Raw genomic sequence first — 18,092 nt, 5'->3', positions numbered from 1 at the left:
AGATGAGAATAGGTTTAGTCGTTGAAGGAAGTTATCCTTTTGTCAGTGGCGGAGTAGCAAGTTGGGTACAAATAATTATCCAACAATTTAAAGAACATGAATTCACCATTTTTGCGATCGTACCGCAAATAAAAACAGAAGCGGAATATCAATATGAAATTCCTAACAATGTGAAAGATATCATTATGATTCCCTTACAATCAGAAAGTGACTCAAACCATATAAAAACCAATTTAACGACTGATGAAGTACAAACACTTCAAAAATGGTTTACATTCCAAGCTAACGACACAGAAGCATTACAAATATTAGGGAACAAGCAAAAGCTAGGAACACTACATTCCTTCTTCGAAAGTCGTGAATTTTATGAAATAGTAAAAGAAAGCTATTTGTATGAAGAAAGTAGTGGTTCTTTCTTAAATTACTTTTGGATGTGGAGATCTATGTTCACACCAATCATTCAAATTTTACAAATTGATTTTCCTGAATTAGATCTTATCCATTCTGTATCTACAGGCTATGGTGGGCTTCTTGGAGCTGCAATTAGTGCCAAATCTGATATACCATTTATTCTAACAGAGCATGGTATTTATTCTCGGGAACGTGAAGAGGAAATACTCCAATCAACTTGGATACCAATCGAATACAAAAAAAGATGGGTTTCTTTCTTCCATCATTTATCTCACCAAGCATATGAACAAGCTGCTGATGTGATTACGTTATTCGGACGGAATAGTGCATATCAAAAAGAACTAGGAGCTCCGGCCCATAAACTAAAAATTGTTCCAAATGGTGTTACTTTATCTGACTATAAAGGGCTACGTAAGCCAAAACATTATTCAGCTAAACTCATCATTTCTGCTATTATACGAGTTGTGCCAATTAAAGACGTAAAAACAATGATTTATGCAGCTAAATTATTATTAGAAAAAGATATTCCATTTATCTTCTACTTATTAGGTCCTGATACAGAAGAACCAGAGTATGCCCAAGAATGTCGTGATTTAATTCAGCAACTTGGATTAAAAGAACATGTAATAATGACTGGCAGAGTAAACATTAAAGATTACTTAAAACAAACGGATATTCTCGTATTAACTAGCATATCTGAAGGGCAACCACTAGCTATGTTAGAAGGAATGGCATCGGGATTACCATGGGTTGTTACAGACGTTGGTTCTTGTAAGGAGTTAATTTATGGACAAGATGAAGATCCTTACGGCCAATGTGGCTTTGTTGTACCACCTGTATCTCCTGAACAAGTTGCCACCCACTTAGAATGGTATTATCGCCACCCTGAATCCATTCAACAATTCGGAAACAATGGGCGTAATCGTATTGAAGCATATTATCAATTATCAGGTGTTGTTGATAGTTATCGTAAGCTTTATTTAGAAAGGGGTGCGAAAACATGGCAGGTATAGGATTTCGATTACAAAAATTATTTCAGGAAGACTACTATTCTTCAAGGGTAAAAGCTTATGGATTTTCGTTATTTGTTACAGCTGGTCCTTGGTTAGTCGTTATTTTAGCAGTAACAACTATTCGATTCATTTTGAGTTTATTTCATTCTATTTCAATTGAAGAACAGCGTCTTTTCACTATTTCAATTTCATATTGCTTTATTTTTTCTCAAATTATTTACGGAGCATTGCAGCTCATTGTAACTAGATATGTAGCTGACCTTTTATACGAACAAAAAGCTGATAAAGTATTTTCTTCATTTTTAGGAATGACGAAGATCACACTTTTTTTAGCTATTATGTTATGGCTTTTGTTTGCATTTTTCACACCGTTAGCTTTATATTATAAAATCGTGATGCTATTTTTATTTTTAGCTTTAAATATCATCTGGATTCAGTCCATTTATTTAACAGCAGCTAAAGATTATCAATCAATTGCACTGGCATTTTTAATTGGATCCATTTTTTCCCTATTAGGAATTATCCTAGTAGCTTACTGGCACCCTACACTTGGGTTAGAACATGAATCTGCCCTATTGCTTTTAATTTCTTTTACACTCGGTACTTTCATTACACTAGTATGGTTAAGTATCGTTATTGTACGAATGTTTCCAAATAGTGATGCTACTGAACAATTTACCTTTCTGTCTTATTTAGATAAATATCCAGAATTATTTTGGTCAAGCCTCTTTTACAATGTGGGTATTTGGGTATGTAATTTTGTTATTTGGTTTGGAGACGGTCGGGGAAATATTGAAAACACATTTATTTATCATCAAATTTATGATACTTCTGTTTTCTGGGCGTATTTAAGTATTATCCCAACCTATATTTTCTTTGTAGTATCCATTGAAACCAGGTTTTATGAAAGATATAAAAAGTTCTTCGGTTCGGTAAATAATGGCGGAACATTACATACGCTTTTACAATTGAAAGATTCCATGAACTTTGTCTTAAAGCAGGAAATGGAACGTATACTTCGTAATCAAGGTATTTTTTCCTTACTTATTATTTTTATAATATGGATGTTTAGTTCGCAATCTGGAAAAACAACACTTAATTACTCTATTCTGCAACTAACTATAGTTGGTGCTTATGCAAATGGAATGGTGCTCGTTATTACATTACTACTCCTATACTTTGAGGATCGTAAAGGGGCATTTCGAACATCAACTATTTTCTTTTTTGCAAACTTGTTATTAAGCCTTATCCTGCTTCCATTTGGATTCAATGGTTACGGCATTAGTTTCGCCGTTGGATCTTCTATTACATTCCTATATGCTATTTCTAGGCTCTTTACTTACATTAAAGATATTGATTATTATACATTTTGCCAGTCAAATATTCCTATAAAACAGCGGACCTTTTTTACCAAATTAGCTAATAAACTTAACGGGAAATAAATACAAAAATGACCTTTGCTCATGCAAAGGTCATTTTTTGTATCTACATATTAAACTTCCAAATAGCCATTTTTATTATTTGATTGCCATCTCCAAGAATCTGCACACATTTCTTCTAATCCACGTTTTGCTTCCCATCCTAGTTCACGTTTTGCCTTTGATGCATCTGCAAAACATATTGCCACATCGCCAGGACGACGCTCTGTAATTTTATAAGGAACTTTTTTTCCTGAAACCCTTTCAAATGCTTCAACCATCTCAAGTACACTATACCCTGTACCTGTGCCCAAATTATAAGCATCTACTCCTGTTGTATTCAGTACTTTCTCTAGCGCTTTTACGTGACCTTTTGCTAAGTCTACAACATGTATGTAGTCACGGATGCCTGTTCCATCTTTCGTTGGGTAGTCATTTCCAAATACACTTAATTCTTTTAGCTTACCTACTGCCACTTGTGTGACATATGGCATTAAGTTATTTGGAATTCCATTTGGATCCTCTCCAATACGTCCACTTTCATGTGCACCAAATGGGTTGAAATAGCGAAGTAACGCGATACTCCATTCTCTATCTGCAAATGCTACATCACGCATAATTTGCTCAATCATTAATTTCGTTTGACCATATGGATTTGTTGCACTTAATGGAAACTCCTCTGTAATCGGTGACGTTTCCGGGATACCATATACAGTTGCGGATGAACTAAAAATCATCTTCTTTACATTATGTTTCTGCATTACTTCACATAGCACTAAAGTGCTCGTAATGTTGTTATGATAATATGTTAATGGAATTGCTACTGATTCCCCTACAGCTTTAAATCCTGCAAAGTGAATAACTGCTTCGATTGCATTTTCTTCAAAAATTGCGTCAAGTGCTTCTTGATTTAAAACATCTTCTTTATAAAACTTAAATTGTTTTCCTGTTATTTCTTTCACTCGATTTATAGATTCTACCGAGCTATTCGAAAGATTATCAACTACTATAATTTCGTAACCGCTATTTAGTAATTCTACACATGTATGACTACCAATATACCCTGCTCCACCTGTTACAAGTATTGCCATAATTATAGTCCTCCATATTTCATTCATTATAAACTTCTCAAAGTATATCACATATTTCTTATCCTATGTTTAATATGCGAACACAGAAACTTACATTTTATCCCATAATAATTTTATAACATATACGATTCCAATCAAATAATAAGAAAAACGCCACATAATTTTTGTTATGTGGCGTTTTTCTTATTAAATTACGTAACAATATACACTTAGAAAATGTGCAAGACTACCTAATAATACAAAAACGTGAAAAATTTCATGATGCCCCATATATTTAAACTCTAGCCATTTTGGCTTTGTTCCATAAATAAATCCACCAATTGTATAAAAAATGCCACCAAGTACTAAGAAAACAATGCCTCCTGTACTTAAATTCTCAGCTAACGGTGCAAAGAATAAAACAATTAACCAACCCATCGTAATATAAATTGCTGTCGATAACCATCTTGGACAATTAAACCAAAACATTTTAAACACAATGCCACAAATCGCAGTTGCATAGACTAAACAAAATAATAGCAAACCACTTGCTGAATTTAATGTAATTAAGCAAAAGGGTGCATATGTACCTGCAATTAATATAAAAATCATAGAATGATCTAGCTTCCTAAAGAAGTAAATAACACGTTCATTGGCCACAACACTATGATATACAGCTGATGCCGTATAAAGGACCATCATTCCAATCCCAAACAAAATAACAGCTGTAATTGCAGCAAATGATGGCATCTTGATAGAAACTTTCACAAGCATAGCTAATAAGGCAATAAATGATAATATCGCTCCACCTAAGTGAGTAAATGCATTAACTGGTTCCCTTACATAAGTATTCATAATAACACCCCTCATATAATTACATGTAGTTTTGGTAACTACATGTAATTATATGCACATTTCTTTTTAAGGTCAACATTTACAATTCATTTGTTTCGTAATACCATATTTAAAGATGTATTAGACATTAAGTTCCACTAAGTTATAAAAGTGAGGGATTCTACGTGGAAAATATAAATGAATTACTTGAGACATTGCATTTAGAAAAAAATATTAAACTTGAGGATATTCCAAATGTTGACTTATATGTAGATCAAGTTGTCCAACTATTTGAGAATACTTATGCAGATACAACGAGAACTGATGATGAAAAAGTATTAACAAAAACGATGATTAATAATTACGCAAAAGGGAGACTATTCATCCCTATCAAAAATAAAAAGTATTCAAAAGAGCATATGATTTTAATTAGCCTAATTTATCAATTAAAAGGTGCTCTTTCCATTAACGACATAAAAAGTTCATTAGAAACTATAAATGACTCCTTATTAAATGATGATTCATTCGAATTAAATACGTTATACAAAAATTATCTTGCTCTTACTGAAAGCAATGTCGAAAGCTTTAAACAAGACGTAAATAACCGTGTTACAGAAGTAAATGAGATTTCTTCCTTAGAAGACACAAAGCTAGAAAAATTTCTACTACTAACATCCTTCGTGACTATGAGTAATATGTATAGACGTTTAGCGGAGCAACTAGTGGATGATTTAAAAGAATCATAAATAAAAACTATCCACCTATTAAAGTGGATAGTTTTTATTTACTTAATTGCTTCATGAACTTTTAGTTGTTTCCCTTTAATCGTTGTAGTCTTCATGACTTTCAAGACAAGTGGTCCTTTTCCATTTAATATTTCAACGTAAGAAACATTATCTTGTATCGTAATAATGCCTATATCTTCTGCTGTAATACCTTTAATTTTAGCGATTGTACCGACGAAATCTACCGCCCTAATTTTCTTTTTCTTCCCGCCATTAAAGTAAAGCTTCATAATGCCTTTGTTGATGTCTGCATTTTTATCTTTCTTTATAATTGGTTTAGCATGTATCTTTTCTTCAAATGCAGCTTTCCCTTTCATAACTTCTTCTTTTGAAGGTCCAATTGCCTTTGGAATTTCAAAGCCAATATACTCCTCAATCTCTTCTAAAAATCTATTTTCATATGGTGTTATAAATGTAATAGCTTTTCCACTATTTCCAGCTCGTCCCGTTCTTCCAGTACGATGTACATAGCTTTCTTTTTCAAGTGGAATATCATAATTAATAACATGTGTAATATTATCAATATCAATTCCCCTCGCAGCCACGTCTGTTGCTACTAAATAACGAAATTTTCCTTTTCTAAAATCATCCATGACTTCAAAACGATCTTCTTGTACCATACCACCATGTATTTTGTCACAAGGATAGTTAGCTCGGTTTAATTGTCTATATACATGATCTACATTTTCTTGTGTACGGCAGAAAATAATACAGCTATCCGGATTCTCAATCGTTGTTACATCTTTAAGTAGTGAAAGCTTCTCGTCTTCTATCACCTCAAAAAGAGTATGTTCAATTTTATCCGTCGTAATCCCAGCCGCTTTAATTTCAATATGAGTTGGTGCATTCATATATGTACGTGATAACCTTTCAACATCTTCCGGTAAAGTTGCTGAAAATAGCATTGTCATTCTATTTGTAGGTAATTCATCAATAATTGCCTCTACTTGATCGATAAAGCCCATGTTTAGCATTTCATCCGCTTCATCAATCACTAAATATTTTAATCGCTCTAAAGAAAGGGTCCCTTTTTCAATATGATCCAATACACGCCCTGGAGTCCCTACTACAATATGCGTCTTTTGCTTTAACTCTAATTTTTGACGTGCAAATGGGGACTTACCATAAATTGCGGCGGCTTTAATTCTTTTGAATCGCCCTATATTTGTAATATCTTCTTTCACCTGTACCGCAAGCTCTCTCGTTGGTGTTAAAACTAATGCTTGTGGTTTATTCTCTGCCCACTCCACCATTTCACAAAGTGGAATACCAAATGAAGCTGTTTTTCCACTTCCCGTCTGGGACTTCACAACAAGATCCTTCTTTTGTAATGCGACTGGAATAACCTTACCTTGTACTTCTGTTGGATGATCATACCCTAACCCAGTAAGTGCCCTTACAATTTCTTTACTTAATTTATACTCAAAAAACCCTTTTTCACTCATATATTAACCTCATTTTATTCTGTATTATTTTCTTTTTTATCTTTTGTATACGTTACTATCGCCCTACTTATTATACTTGAAACCTCACACAAAAAGATGGATTATGCCAGATTCATCTTTTTACATAGAAATAAACCTTATCATTTCATATATTGTTCAACTACTTGATAACATCTTTTGCTCGTATTGTTAGCATTAACCTTTTCATAGAATCCTACATCCACTCAAAAAAATAAAAAGAATACATACATCCTTGTATAATCACCTTAATTTTCCAACATCCCTATAGACGAACAATATAAAACAAAAAAACATTTTAAATTCGTGTTTAACGTTGTTTTTTAGATATAAAATCTACTTTTTAAAAAAACGTTAAGAAATCCTTTGACTTTTTAATGAAAACAATGTAAATTATCATATGGACGAACATTTTTTATTAATAAAAATAAAATATTCGTATTTTAGGGGTGTAAATGATGGAAAACGTATTCGACTATGAAGATATTCAATTAATTCCTGCAAAATGTATTGTGAACAGCCGCTCTGAATGTGATACAACTGTCACTTTAGGTAAACATAAATTTAAATTACCTGTCGTACCTGCAAATATGCAAACGATTATTGATGAAAGAATTGCAACGTATTTAGCTGAAAATAATTACTTCTATATCATGCATCGTTTCCAACCAGAGAAACGAATCTCATTCATTAGAGATATGCAATCACGTGGATTAATCGCTTCTATTAGCGTTGGTGTAAAAGAAGACGAGTATGAATTCGTACAACAATTAGCTGCTGAACATCTTACACCTGAATACATCACGATTGATATCGCGCATGGACATTCTAATGCTGTAATCAACATGATTCAACATATTAAAAAGCATTTACCAGAAAGCTTCGTTATCGCTGGAAACGTTGGAACTCCAGAAGCGGTAAGAGAATTAGAAAACGCTGGTGCTGACGCAACAAAAGTTGGTATTGGACCTGGTAAAGTTTGTATTACTAAAATTAAAACAGGCTTTGGAACTGGTGGTTGGCAGCTAGCTGCACTTCGCTGGTGTGCAAAAGCTGCAAGTAAACCAATTATCGCTGACGGTGGTATTCGTACACATGGCGACGTAGCTAAATCTATTCGATTTGGGGCAACTATGGTTATGATCGGTTCTCTATTCGCTGGTCATGAAGAGTCTCCAGGGGAAACAATCGAAAAAGACGGCAAACTTTATAAAGAGTACTTCGGTTCAGCTTCTGAATTCCAAAAAGGCGAGAAGAAAAACGTTGAAGGTAAGAAAATGTTCGTTGAGCATAAAGGTTCTTTAGAAGACACTTTAATCGAAATGGAACAAGATCTTCAATCTTCTATCTCTTACGCTGGTGGAACAAAATTAGACTCCATTCGTACTGTAGATTATGTAGTCGTAAAAAACTCTATTTTCAACGGTGATAAAGTATATTAATTTTTAAACTTAACTCGAAGGACAAGTATTTTTATGCTTGTCCTTTTTCATATATAGAAATGTAAAATATTTTCATTTTACTGAATTTTCTAGTATCATGTTTTTAGATACTTATAATAAGGGGGATATAATATATGAAAGATGTAATTGAGAAACGCCATATTCGCGCAGAAGTTCCTATTGAATTAACATGGGACCTCTCTGATTTATACGAATCTGATAAAGAGTGGGAAACTGCATTACGTGTATTAACAGATGATATAAAAAAACTTGATGCGTTTAAAGGTCAATTACACACTAGCCCCACTATCTTATTACATTGCCTACTTTTAGAAGAAGAGCTTTTAATGAAGTTAACAAAACTATACTCCTACGCAAATTTACAAGAATCTGTTGATCGTACAAATCCAGTTATTCAAGCGAACTCTTCCAAAGTTGCTGCTTTATGGACGGAAGTACATACTGCATTATCCTTTATCCATAATGAAATTCTCTCATTAGAAGAAGGCACAATTGAAAAATATTTAACTGAAGAAACAAAACTCGAACCTTTCCGTAAATCATTACTAGACATACTACAAAAAAGGCAGCACACGCTCTCTCCTGAAACAGAAGAAGCTCTTGCTGCACTTGGCGAAGTACATAGTTCTCCATACAAAATTTACGGTATGACTAAATTAGCCGATATGGATTTTAACTCCATACAAGATGAACAAGGAAATGAACTCCCTGTGTCGTTTGCATTATTTGAAAGCAAATATGAGTTTTCTCCAAGCGCAGACATACGTAGGAAAGCATACTCATCATTTGTTTCCACCTTGAAACGATATAAGAATACAGTGGCAACAACATATGCGACTGAAGTAAAAAAACAAGTAACACTCTCTCGTTTACGCAAATTTGAATCTGTTACTCATATGCTTTTGGAACCTCAAAAAGTTCCACTTGAAATGTATAACAATCAACTCGATATTATTTATAAAGAATTGGCGCCTCATATGCGCCGTTTTGCAGATTTAAAAAAGAAAGTATTAGGACTCGATGAAATGCTGTTCTGCGACTTACATGCACCTTTAGATCCCGAATTTAATCCAGCAATTACTTACGAAGAAGCTGGAAAACTCATTCAAGAATCTTTACAAGTACTTGGCGATGAATATAGTGCCATTATCAAAAAAGGTTTCAAAGAAAGATGGGTTGACCTTGCAGATAACGTAGGCAAATCAACTGGAGCATTTTGTTCAAGTCCATATGGTTCTCATCCGTACATTTTAATTACATGGCAAAATACGATGCGCGGCTGTTTCACATTGGCTCATGAATTCGGGCATGCTGGTCATTTTTATTTAGCAAATAAAAACCAGCGTATTATGAACGTACGTCCATCTATGTACTTCGTTGAAGCACCATCTACAATGAATGAATTACTATTAGCCCAGCATTTATTAGCGACCACTGACGATAAGAGAATGCGTAGATGGGTCATTCTGCAACTACTCGGCACATATTATCATAACTTTGTTACTCACTTACTTGAGGGAGAATATCAAAGGAGGGTATACACGCTAGCAGAAGAAGGTGGAGCACTTACAGCTACAACCTTAACTGAAATAAAAACAAATGTCCTTTCAACATTCTGGGGAGATTCCGTAGAAATTGACGAAGGTGCTGGCTTAACTTGGATGCGTCAACCTCATTATTATATGGGCTTATATTCTTACACGTATTCCGCAGGCCTCACTGCATCTACTGCGGTGGCTCAAATGATTAAAGAAGAAGGACAACCTGCTGTTGATTGCTGGTTAGATGTACTTCGCGCTGGTGGTACGATGAAACCACTTGAATTAATGAAACATGCCGGAGTCGATATGTCAAAACCAGATGCAATCCGCAGGGCTGTTTCTTACGTTGGTTCCTTAATTGATGAATTAGAGAGCTCTTATCAAGAATAAAAAATAAGCCCTCGCTTTATGAGGGCTTATTTCATATTTACTTTCCAAATCTTTTACGGTATCCACATTTTCTACATAGCTCTTCAACTGCAACTCTTCTAGAAAATCCATCAACAATGTTTGTTGCTCTTTCACCTTCTATAATGTTAGAAAATGAATCATTATTAATATTTCCAAGGTTAATAATCCCTTCACCATCTAAACAACAAGGAATAACCGTTCCGTTCGCTAAAATACCAGCTTGATTTCGAAGCCCATGACAGAATCCTTTTCCATCATCCTCTTCTTCATGCAATGCTGGCCACTGGAATTCATAGTCTTGATTAATAAAGACACGTTCCGCAATTTTTATACCTTTTCCTGGTGTAAGCTTCTCTTCAATTTGATAAGATAAATTAAACTCATTTTCAATGATAGATAATAACTCTCTATTCTTTTGGATTTCAGCATTTGTTTTATTATCCTGCGTTAAATTCCATAATCTTAGTGAAACAATTAAATCTGATTGACTTGTCGCCTCTCTAATGAAGGAAAGTATACTTCTTACATAGCCCTCTTTGTCTTGTGAACCTGGGTGTCCATCAAAACTATGCAGTGAAAAATTCATTTGTCTTAAAGCAGGCTTATTTAACAGTCTATGCCTTCTCTTATTAATTAACGTTCCGTTCGTTGTAATATTAACTTTAAACCCTTTTTCATGGCTTAAATCTAACAATTGATCTATTTTCGGATGAAGCAACGGTTCACCCTTCACGTGCAAATAAATGTAGTCTGTGTGTGGTTTAATTTGGTCTAACCTTTTTGCAAAATCCTCCACAGAAATGAATTGCTTCTGTCTTTCCGTCGGCGGACAAAAGCTGCACGCAAGATTACATACACTCGTAATCTCCAAGTAAAATTTCTTAAACTTCTTCACCTTTAACTCCTCACTTCTATGACTACTTATACTTTTTCCTCTTCATATTACAGCATACTTTTTTAGAAATAGAAACATACTTATTTTAGGAAATATAGAAAACGGCCACATCTGTAGCCGTTTGAATGTACTATTACTATTTATGATACGGTTCTCCGTGACGGATTAGATGGTAAATCATCATCATCAAAGAACCAAAAAGATATATGCTTAATATCTTTTCTGTCTGGGGTCACTATAATTTCTTTTATTAGGGAACGTACTAAAGTTTTCTTTTGCTCACTCGTTGCAACCTGGAATGCCTTGTTGAAATCATTAAAGAACTTTTTTAACTCATTTGGTTTAACATCAATTAAAGGTGATTTCTCTTCAAGTTCGCTTTTTAAAGTGATTATCTTTTTTTCTAAACTTTCTATACTTTGATTTACTTTTTCGACTAAACGGTTATAATTTTCAACCGTGATACTTTCATCAAAAAATTTATCATCTAGATGTTCCCGTTTGGCTTTTTGTTTTTTTAATTCCTTCTCAAACAATTCTATATCTGTTACCAAATTTTCACCACTGTTAGTTTCATTACTTATTAATTTTTTTAATACTTCTTCAATAAAGTTTTTATTATTTATAAAAGAAGAAATAATTTTTAAAACCTTTTCCTCTATCCAATCTTTTTTTATCAGATTACTATTACATGATTTTGTGCCAGCAACGTGAAACCTTTGACACATATAATACAGATGATATCCATTACCATCCCGTCTTTTTACTTTACTCATTACTGTACTCCCACCACATTTAGGACACTTTATGACCCCTGATAAAAAGAAGTCTCCATTAAAGTTACGATTAGATGAATAGCATTTTGTCTGTAATTCATTGATTTTCTTTACTTTTTCCCATGTTTTAATATCAATAATTGCTTCATGCTCACCTTTAATTGTAATACCTTTAGTTTTTCCAGCTCTACGAGTAATCGACCAATCTTGCTGTTTTCTCCATACACTATTTCCTATGTATTTCTCATTATTTAAGATAGTTCGTACTGCTTCAATTCTAAACGGATTACCCATTTTCGTTTTCTTATTTTTTTTATTTAAATGATTTGTTATTCTTTTATAGCCCCAACCTTCGGCTCTTAATTGGAATATTTCTTTTACTATTCTAGCTTCTTCTTCATTTATTTCCAATTTTTTATTTACATTATTGTAACCTAACATTTTTCCCCCATTATTTTTCCCAGATTCTGCTCTTTTCCGCATTCCAGCTTTTACTCTGTCGACTATAATCTCCCTCTCATATCTAGCAAATGTGCTTAATAGGGAAATAAACATGTATCCAGTAGTTGTTGAGGAATCAATATCTCCAGCACTAATTAATAGGCTTTTCTTATTAGGATGTAAATGAGTATCAATAAGATTCATTACATCAGTATTATTGCGAGATAACCTATCTACTTTCCATGTTAAAATGGTATCGAATTTGTCACTAGCAACATCTCTAAACATGCGCTGGACTTCTGGTCGGTTAAAATCTTTACCAGAATATCCTCCATCCCTATATATATCATAAATTTCATAACCTTTCTTTTCAGCATATGCGATTAAAGCATCCTCTTGTGCGCTCATAGAGAATCCATTGGTTTGCTCTTGTGTTGAAACTCTTGTATAAATTCCAACAGTTTTTTTCTTAATAATATTCATTTATTTTCTCCTTTTTTAGGGATTTGTTAGGTGATTATTTTAGTGCAACAAACTTAGTGGCTTTTTCGAATTTTCATTTCCTGTAGAAAAACTTGAATCATGTTACTAGCAACTACTGAACTAAAGACTTCATTTAAATCTAGAAATAAACACACTTCATAATTTTTCCAAATATTACTTTTTACATATTCTAGCATTGAACAGCATTATTTGTTTGATTTTTTATATGTAGAAAAAATACTTACTAACGTTTCAATAAACTCAGCTTTTTTTATTTCTGTATCAGTTAGTTTAATAAGTTCTTTTGTAAGCATAATTTTTAGTACCTCTGTTCTTAATATTTTTTGAATTTTGATACCTATAAGTTAGCAGATTCACTTATTTAAAAGTTGAATTATGAAATTTATTTTTCTAAAATAAAAAGTTTATATTTTCTGAATAGTAATAAAACAAACCCGCTCATTTAGAAATGAACGGGTTTGTTTTATTACTAACTTCTAATTGCCTTTCTCAGTATATCCTCTTTTCCTTCATTAAGATAATCAAGAAAATCTTCAATATTTAATTTTTTATCAATTAAATTAATAACTATATTTTCGTCTTCTATATTTTCTTTTTTATCATTAGGCGGGAAATAAAAAGATATTGGTATTTCTAAAATTTTGTACTCATATTTATCGTATTGAAACTTACCTTTATATTTCTTGGTTTTCAATGTTTGAGAAATCAGACCAACTGATACTAGTCGTTGAACGTCCCTTCGAAGGTTCAAATCATCTCTAATAGAACATTTTTCAGATATTTTCTTCATAGAGACCTCTAGTTTCATTTCATCTCCACTTGCTCTGCTCATTAAATAAGCATAAATTAGCTTTTGTCGTGGAGTAATTAAATACGAGCGTAAGACAGCATAGTGCAAAAAAAAGAAATTCCCTTTCACATTGAGATTTTCCCTATGTAATAAATGAAAATCATTTTCCTTTTCTCTTTTTTCAACTAAATTTCCTTCACTTAATCTCTTTTTCACATTTTTAAATGTTGGACGAGTCACTCCAAATTCCTCATATAGATTTTTTAAATTTGCAAACGACATATGTTCAGGAATATCTTTACAAATCGAACTAAGATATATGTAAGTCATCTTGTCAGTTTTCTTCAAATTATCCACTTGAAATAAGCCCTTAAAAACCATGAAAAATTCTTTTTCTTTAAAATTAATTACTGTAGTCACTTCGACTTCTCCCCTTTATTAATTCGTTTCCTTATTATTTTTACTATTTTTTAAATAACCTTCTTTAAAGTAAATTTCCTCGGGGAGTAATGTAAAATTTAGAATTGGTAATGTAAATTATGAAGGGACAACGATGTAAAATTAAGATGTATGATAGGTAAAATTAGGCGGGAATAAATAATTAAGATACTTTATACAAAATACTTGGTTATTAATATACTATCTAAAATACATTTTCAATAACAATTTTCAGTGCATTAAATTTTGTTCTTTTTATTTATAAAAAATATATTTTTTAACTCATTTCTTTTTTTTATTGTATTATCTTAAAGATTGGTAAAAAGCAAATTAATTTCCATCGCTACTCCCATTTATGGAATATGGGGTTTTGACTTTGACCTTCGAGCGCAGCTCGCTGCGAAGCAGAAGGACGGAGGCGAGCCGCGCCGCCAATTCATTACGATGAATATGGCTGCCAACCATGTTCTCGTTATGTGATATTTAGAAAATTTGTCACAGTCGGAACTACCAATTCCGACTCAAAAATTTGAATAATAAAACCTATGATTTTAATTTTGCAGGTGGAGTATATTGGAATACCAAACTGATAGGACTCTGCTGTTCCAGTGAGAAAACACAACTACCAATTGTGCTGAAGCTGGTTCGGGTCTCGCGACGTGCACGGAGACGTGCTTGCGTTGTGGGGATGAGGGCTGCGGGTAACACTGCTTCTACTCAATGGTTTGTAAAATTGGTTTATGGGCGACACAGAAAAAGTAATTTTCAGCAAAACGAAAATTGCAGATATAAATAAAGTGGTGTAAATCCATACTGCGGGACATGTGAAAGCATGTGACGTTGGTCTCGGCGGGGGAGGTTGTCGGTAGTAATATTGGCAACTAAATAGCTCAACCCGTTAAAGGCTCCCACAAATGCGTGGGAAGTAAAGCACCGTAACCGTTTTAGGGCTGGTGCAACCGAGTAAGAAAATTAGAAGAGGCGATAATCCATTATGCAATGATGGCACTGCGACGACCGAAATCCCTTCGGGGAGTAGTAAGAGGGAGCTTCCATATTCTACCCTTGAGTCCTTTGCTTGAGCAACCTGAGCTAATTTTCGAAGTTTATATCTAATGTGGCAAGTTCCGAACGGCTCCTATGGTGGGAAGTGCGAGGAATGAGAGCATTTTTGAGTAGCTTTAAAACAACCTGCTTGGACGGTGGGGAGTTGTTGCGTCTGTGGGGTGGTACCTACAATTTTGACCGAAGCGAAAGAAAATACCCTTTGCAAAAAAGATTATAGGTGATACAGGTGGTGCTGTATCTGGTCTGGCGACCTTGGTTTACTGTGCTTTGTTTTTTTCCATCGGGAGGTGGTATTTATGGCACAACAATATTTAGTTGCATCTTGGCAAGCAATGCTACAAATGGTGGTAAATCTCTGTGGCAAGGGTTATTACTACTTTCATATAACGGAATTACCAATTGAAAAACAATATAAATGGGAGGCAATAGATTTAAAAATAATAGGAAAATATCAAACAAATAAGTCGAAGTGGCAACGCCAGCGGGCAAAAGCTAAAGGTGTTGCTAACTTCTACTATCTTCGCTGGCAACACATAATTCTTATACTTCATACCGAAGGTAGGATTAATGCAGATATTGTCTACGATGATAAATTTAGTAACTTACGACAATCACCGATTTTTTTAAAAATCTCTGATTTGTCGGCTTTTCGCATACAAATTATGAATAAAAAAAAGGTCACGGTTCATTTATCAAGTGATACATATGAAGGATTAAAAGCTACCCTTTACAATACAGCAAAGACGAAAAATCTATTTAAAATAAAGTTGACGTTCAATGCTATTAATGGATACCCTGCTTATTCAGGAATTTTAGAACAAAAAAAACAGCTGGCAAATTATTTAATATTACAAGCTAAAAAACATAACATTAAAATTAAAAGAAGTGAACTAAGGTTTAACACTAAGAAAAGTACAGTGAAAAACTATTATGAATTCCCCTAGAAATATATTTTTAAATAAACATTAAAATTAAAAGGAGCTCTATATTCATTTAACCAAAATATAGGGCTCCTTTTATGGTTATGCCATATACATGGAATAATAATAAAAGCGATTCTTCTTACCAATAATCAATATAACTCACTAAGCGTTTAGCTGGATTAGCTTTCTATTAATATCTTCTTCCATTTGTTTTTTCCATTGCGGTGCTGAATAATTACTAAAAGAGAGCAGGTCATTCATTAGCTGTCTCAAATAATTAGAATGATTTTCATCTGGTTTCCTCTGAAATAGTGATTCAAAAATATCTGTAAAGTTCCTCAACGTTATTGGAACAATCTGGACTGCCATTTGTGAATCATCACTTCTATACCAAACTCCAATCCTAAATGTTTCAGCTGTATTTGTATCTACTGAATTTGCAATAAAGAGACCATATACTCGCTTTCCCATTTTACTATAATAATCAACGTGTTTTGCAACATGTCTTCTTACAGGCTCACCTTCAGCTGCTTCTTGGCGAGATGAAGTGGTTAAAGTAACTTCAACTACTACAACAAATTCTTCAAATTCAAAAATCATATCTGCATCCCCACCTGATGCATGACGTACAGGAAGGAAATTTCTATCTATAATAAAACGTCTAGCTTCCCAAGGTTTATTATGTAATGAATTTATCGCAAGAAATGCTCTCCAAATAGTCCATTCTAAATAGGCTGGTCCCTCTCCACTAGGTATGATTGAATCTCTTTTTCCAATCCTTGTGGGCTGCTGGAGAGCTTTCATATACTGAATAATTTCTTGCCACTGATTTTTTTGTTCTAACGCAAACTGCTTCTCTAATAAATGTATCCACTGATTCTCAAGTCTAATTCTTATTCTAGTTAATTCTTTAGCATCTAAATCATGTAAGTTTACCGGTAAATTTTCTACCAATTCCCCGTTTTTATTTAATAATAAATTTAAATCTCTAATGGCAACAATTGCTTCAGATTCATTATCTGTGGGTAGCATAGCTCCATTTCCAAGAGCCTTTTTATAAGCGTCGTCATTCAAGACAGAATAATAAGGTGTTGATAAAATTTGCTGCACAATGGTATGTTTATGCACTGCAATACTTAAACGGGAAACCCCTTCTTCTGCAAAAAGTCCAGATAGCCTTAAATATCTAATATTTACATCTGCATATGCAATTAAACTATCTGCGCTTACCCTTCCTCCGTCTTTTTTAGCTGCATTTTCTCGATATAATTTATCGAATTTCCGGAGGTTTCCTACAGACTTCTCTCGCTGCTTTCTATAATTTATTATTTCATCTACAATATTAGAAACATCATCCATACTATAATGAAGCATTAGAATAGACGCCATTTCATTTTTTGAAATAGTTTCTTGTTCACCGCGTTTTGACAGTAAATTTAGCACTTCCAATATTAACCTTAATGGATTAAATGGATTATTAATATCCCCCTCTTTCATAGGATGTAATACTGAAGGTAATTGGTGCATTAATAAAGCCCTTAAAAAGCAATCTTCTTGTTCTGGCAAGGATTCTGAATGAATTAAACTTCTTCCATTATTAGTGACAGTATGAGTATCTTTAGATATAAAACCTAGTCTTATAAGATTAACTCTCCATTTACGTGCAATAGTATTATCGCTATTGGTTTGGAGAGAAATTATACCTTGTTCCTCTAATAAACGTGTCATTCCTTCTTCATTTATTTTATTAAAGTTACCGTGAAACTCAGAATTGACTAAAGCTTGAAGTCCATATTTTAATCGATGGGGATTACGAACACCATTATCAGCAATTAACCAAGGCATACC

Annotated in this window: 13 protein-coding genes; 6 read left to right on the top strand and 7 right to left on the bottom strand. The window is 33.4% G+C overall.

The genetic code is table 11. The annotated features are described in order from the left end of the window. Positions 1–2: 2 nt before the first annotated feature. Both pelF and pelG read left to right on the top strand, forming a co-directional pair. Positions 3–1,424 carry a GT4 family glycosyltransferase PelF gene (gene pelF, locus PDQ33_RS03560; protein WP_270754737.1) on the top strand — a complete coding sequence of 474 codons (1,422 nt, stop codon included), beginning with the start codon at positions 3–5 and terminating at the stop codon, positions 1,422–1,424. Next, positions 1,412–2,866, top strand: coding sequence for an exopolysaccharide Pel transporter PelG (gene pelG / locus PDQ33_RS03555; protein WP_270754739.1), 1,455 nt, complete (start codon positions 1,412–1,414; stop codon positions 2,864–2,866). Before pelF ends, pelG begins: the two co-directional genes overlap by 13 nt. Before the next feature lie 50 nt (positions 2,867–2,916). Here the strand turns inward: pelG and galE are convergent, their stop codons facing one another. After that, on the bottom strand, positions 2,917–3,933 hold the full coding sequence (gene galE, locus PDQ33_RS03550) for a UDP-glucose 4-epimerase GalE (RefSeq protein ID WP_000996533.1): 1,017 nt from the start codon (positions 3,931–3,933) through the stop codon (positions 2,917–2,919). Positions 3,934–4,119: 186 nt separating this feature from the next. After that, positions 4,120–4,767, bottom strand: a complete 648-nt coding sequence (trhA, locus tag PDQ33_RS03545; RefSeq protein ID WP_001099729.1) for a PAQR family membrane homeostasis protein TrhA — start codon at positions 4,765–4,767, stop codon at positions 4,120–4,122. Positions 4,768–4,931: 164 nt separating this feature from the next. Between trhA and PDQ33_RS03540 the strand changes: the two genes are divergently transcribed. Further along, entirely contained in the window at positions 4,932–5,492 is a 561-nt protein-coding gene (locus tag PDQ33_RS03540) for a DUF1836 domain-containing protein (protein WP_270754741.1), read from the top strand. 38 nt (positions 5,493–5,530) lie between these two features. On the opposite strand, the gene PDQ33_RS03535 is transcribed toward PDQ33_RS03540, so the two are convergent. Continuing rightward, positions 5,531–6,976 carry a DEAD/DEAH box helicase gene (locus PDQ33_RS03535; protein ID WP_270392475.1) on the bottom strand — a complete coding sequence of 482 codons (1,446 nt, stop codon included), beginning with the start codon at positions 6,974–6,976 and terminating at the stop codon, positions 5,531–5,533. Positions 6,977–7,452: 476 nt separating this feature from the next. On the opposite strand from PDQ33_RS03535, the gene guaC reads away from it, so the two are divergent. Continuing rightward, positions 7,453–8,436, top strand: coding sequence for a GMP reductase (gene guaC / locus PDQ33_RS03530; protein ID WP_000432434.1), 984 nt, complete (start codon positions 7,453–7,455; stop codon positions 8,434–8,436). A 134-nt stretch (positions 8,437–8,570) separates the two neighbouring features. Further along, positions 8,571–10,388 (top strand): oligoendopeptidase F, encoded by a 1,818-nt coding sequence (gene pepF / locus PDQ33_RS03525; protein ID WP_270754743.1) that lies wholly within the window; start codon positions 8,571–8,573, stop codon positions 10,386–10,388. 37 nt (positions 10,389–10,425) lie between these two features. Here the strand turns inward: pepF and PDQ33_RS03520 are convergent, their stop codons facing one another. From PDQ33_RS03520 to PDQ33_RS03510, 3 genes are all read right to left on the bottom strand, one after another. Further along, positions 10,426–11,304 carry a radical SAM/SPASM domain-containing protein gene (locus tag PDQ33_RS03520; RefSeq protein ID WP_000713636.1) on the bottom strand — a complete coding sequence of 293 codons (879 nt, stop codon included), beginning with the start codon at positions 11,302–11,304 and terminating at the stop codon, positions 10,426–10,428. Between the two features lie 140 nt (positions 11,305–11,444). Further along, a complete protein-coding gene (locus PDQ33_RS03515) occupies positions 11,445–13,004 on the bottom strand; it encodes a recombinase family protein (protein ID WP_270754746.1) in 1,560 nt (519 codons plus the stop codon). Positions 13,005–13,494: 490 nt separating this feature from the next. Continuing rightward, positions 13,495–14,235 carry a hypothetical protein gene (locus PDQ33_RS03510; RefSeq protein WP_270738893.1) on the bottom strand — a complete coding sequence of 247 codons (741 nt, stop codon included), beginning with the start codon at positions 14,233–14,235 and terminating at the stop codon, positions 13,495–13,497. A gap of 1,382 nt (positions 14,236–15,617) precedes the next feature. Here PDQ33_RS03510 and PDQ33_RS03505 point away from each other — a divergent pair. Then, on the top strand, positions 15,618–16,265 hold the full coding sequence (locus tag PDQ33_RS03505) for a hypothetical protein (protein ID WP_270754748.1): 648 nt from the start codon (positions 15,618–15,620) through the stop codon (positions 16,263–16,265). Positions 16,266–16,406: 141 nt separating this feature from the next. Here the strand turns inward: PDQ33_RS03505 and PDQ33_RS03500 are convergent, their stop codons facing one another. After that, positions 16,407–18,089, bottom strand: coding sequence for an AlwI family type II restriction endonuclease (locus tag PDQ33_RS03500; RefSeq protein ID WP_270754749.1), 1,683 nt, complete (start codon positions 18,087–18,089; stop codon positions 16,407–16,409). Positions 18,090–18,092: the final 3 nt, after the last annotated feature.

Source organism: Bacillus cereus group sp. Bc031 (assembly GCF_027716265.1).
Lineage (GTDB): Bacteria > Bacillota > Bacilli > Bacillales > Bacillaceae_G > Bacillus_A > Bacillus_A paranthracis.
This window is presented reverse-complemented; position numbering and strand designations above follow the sequence as displayed.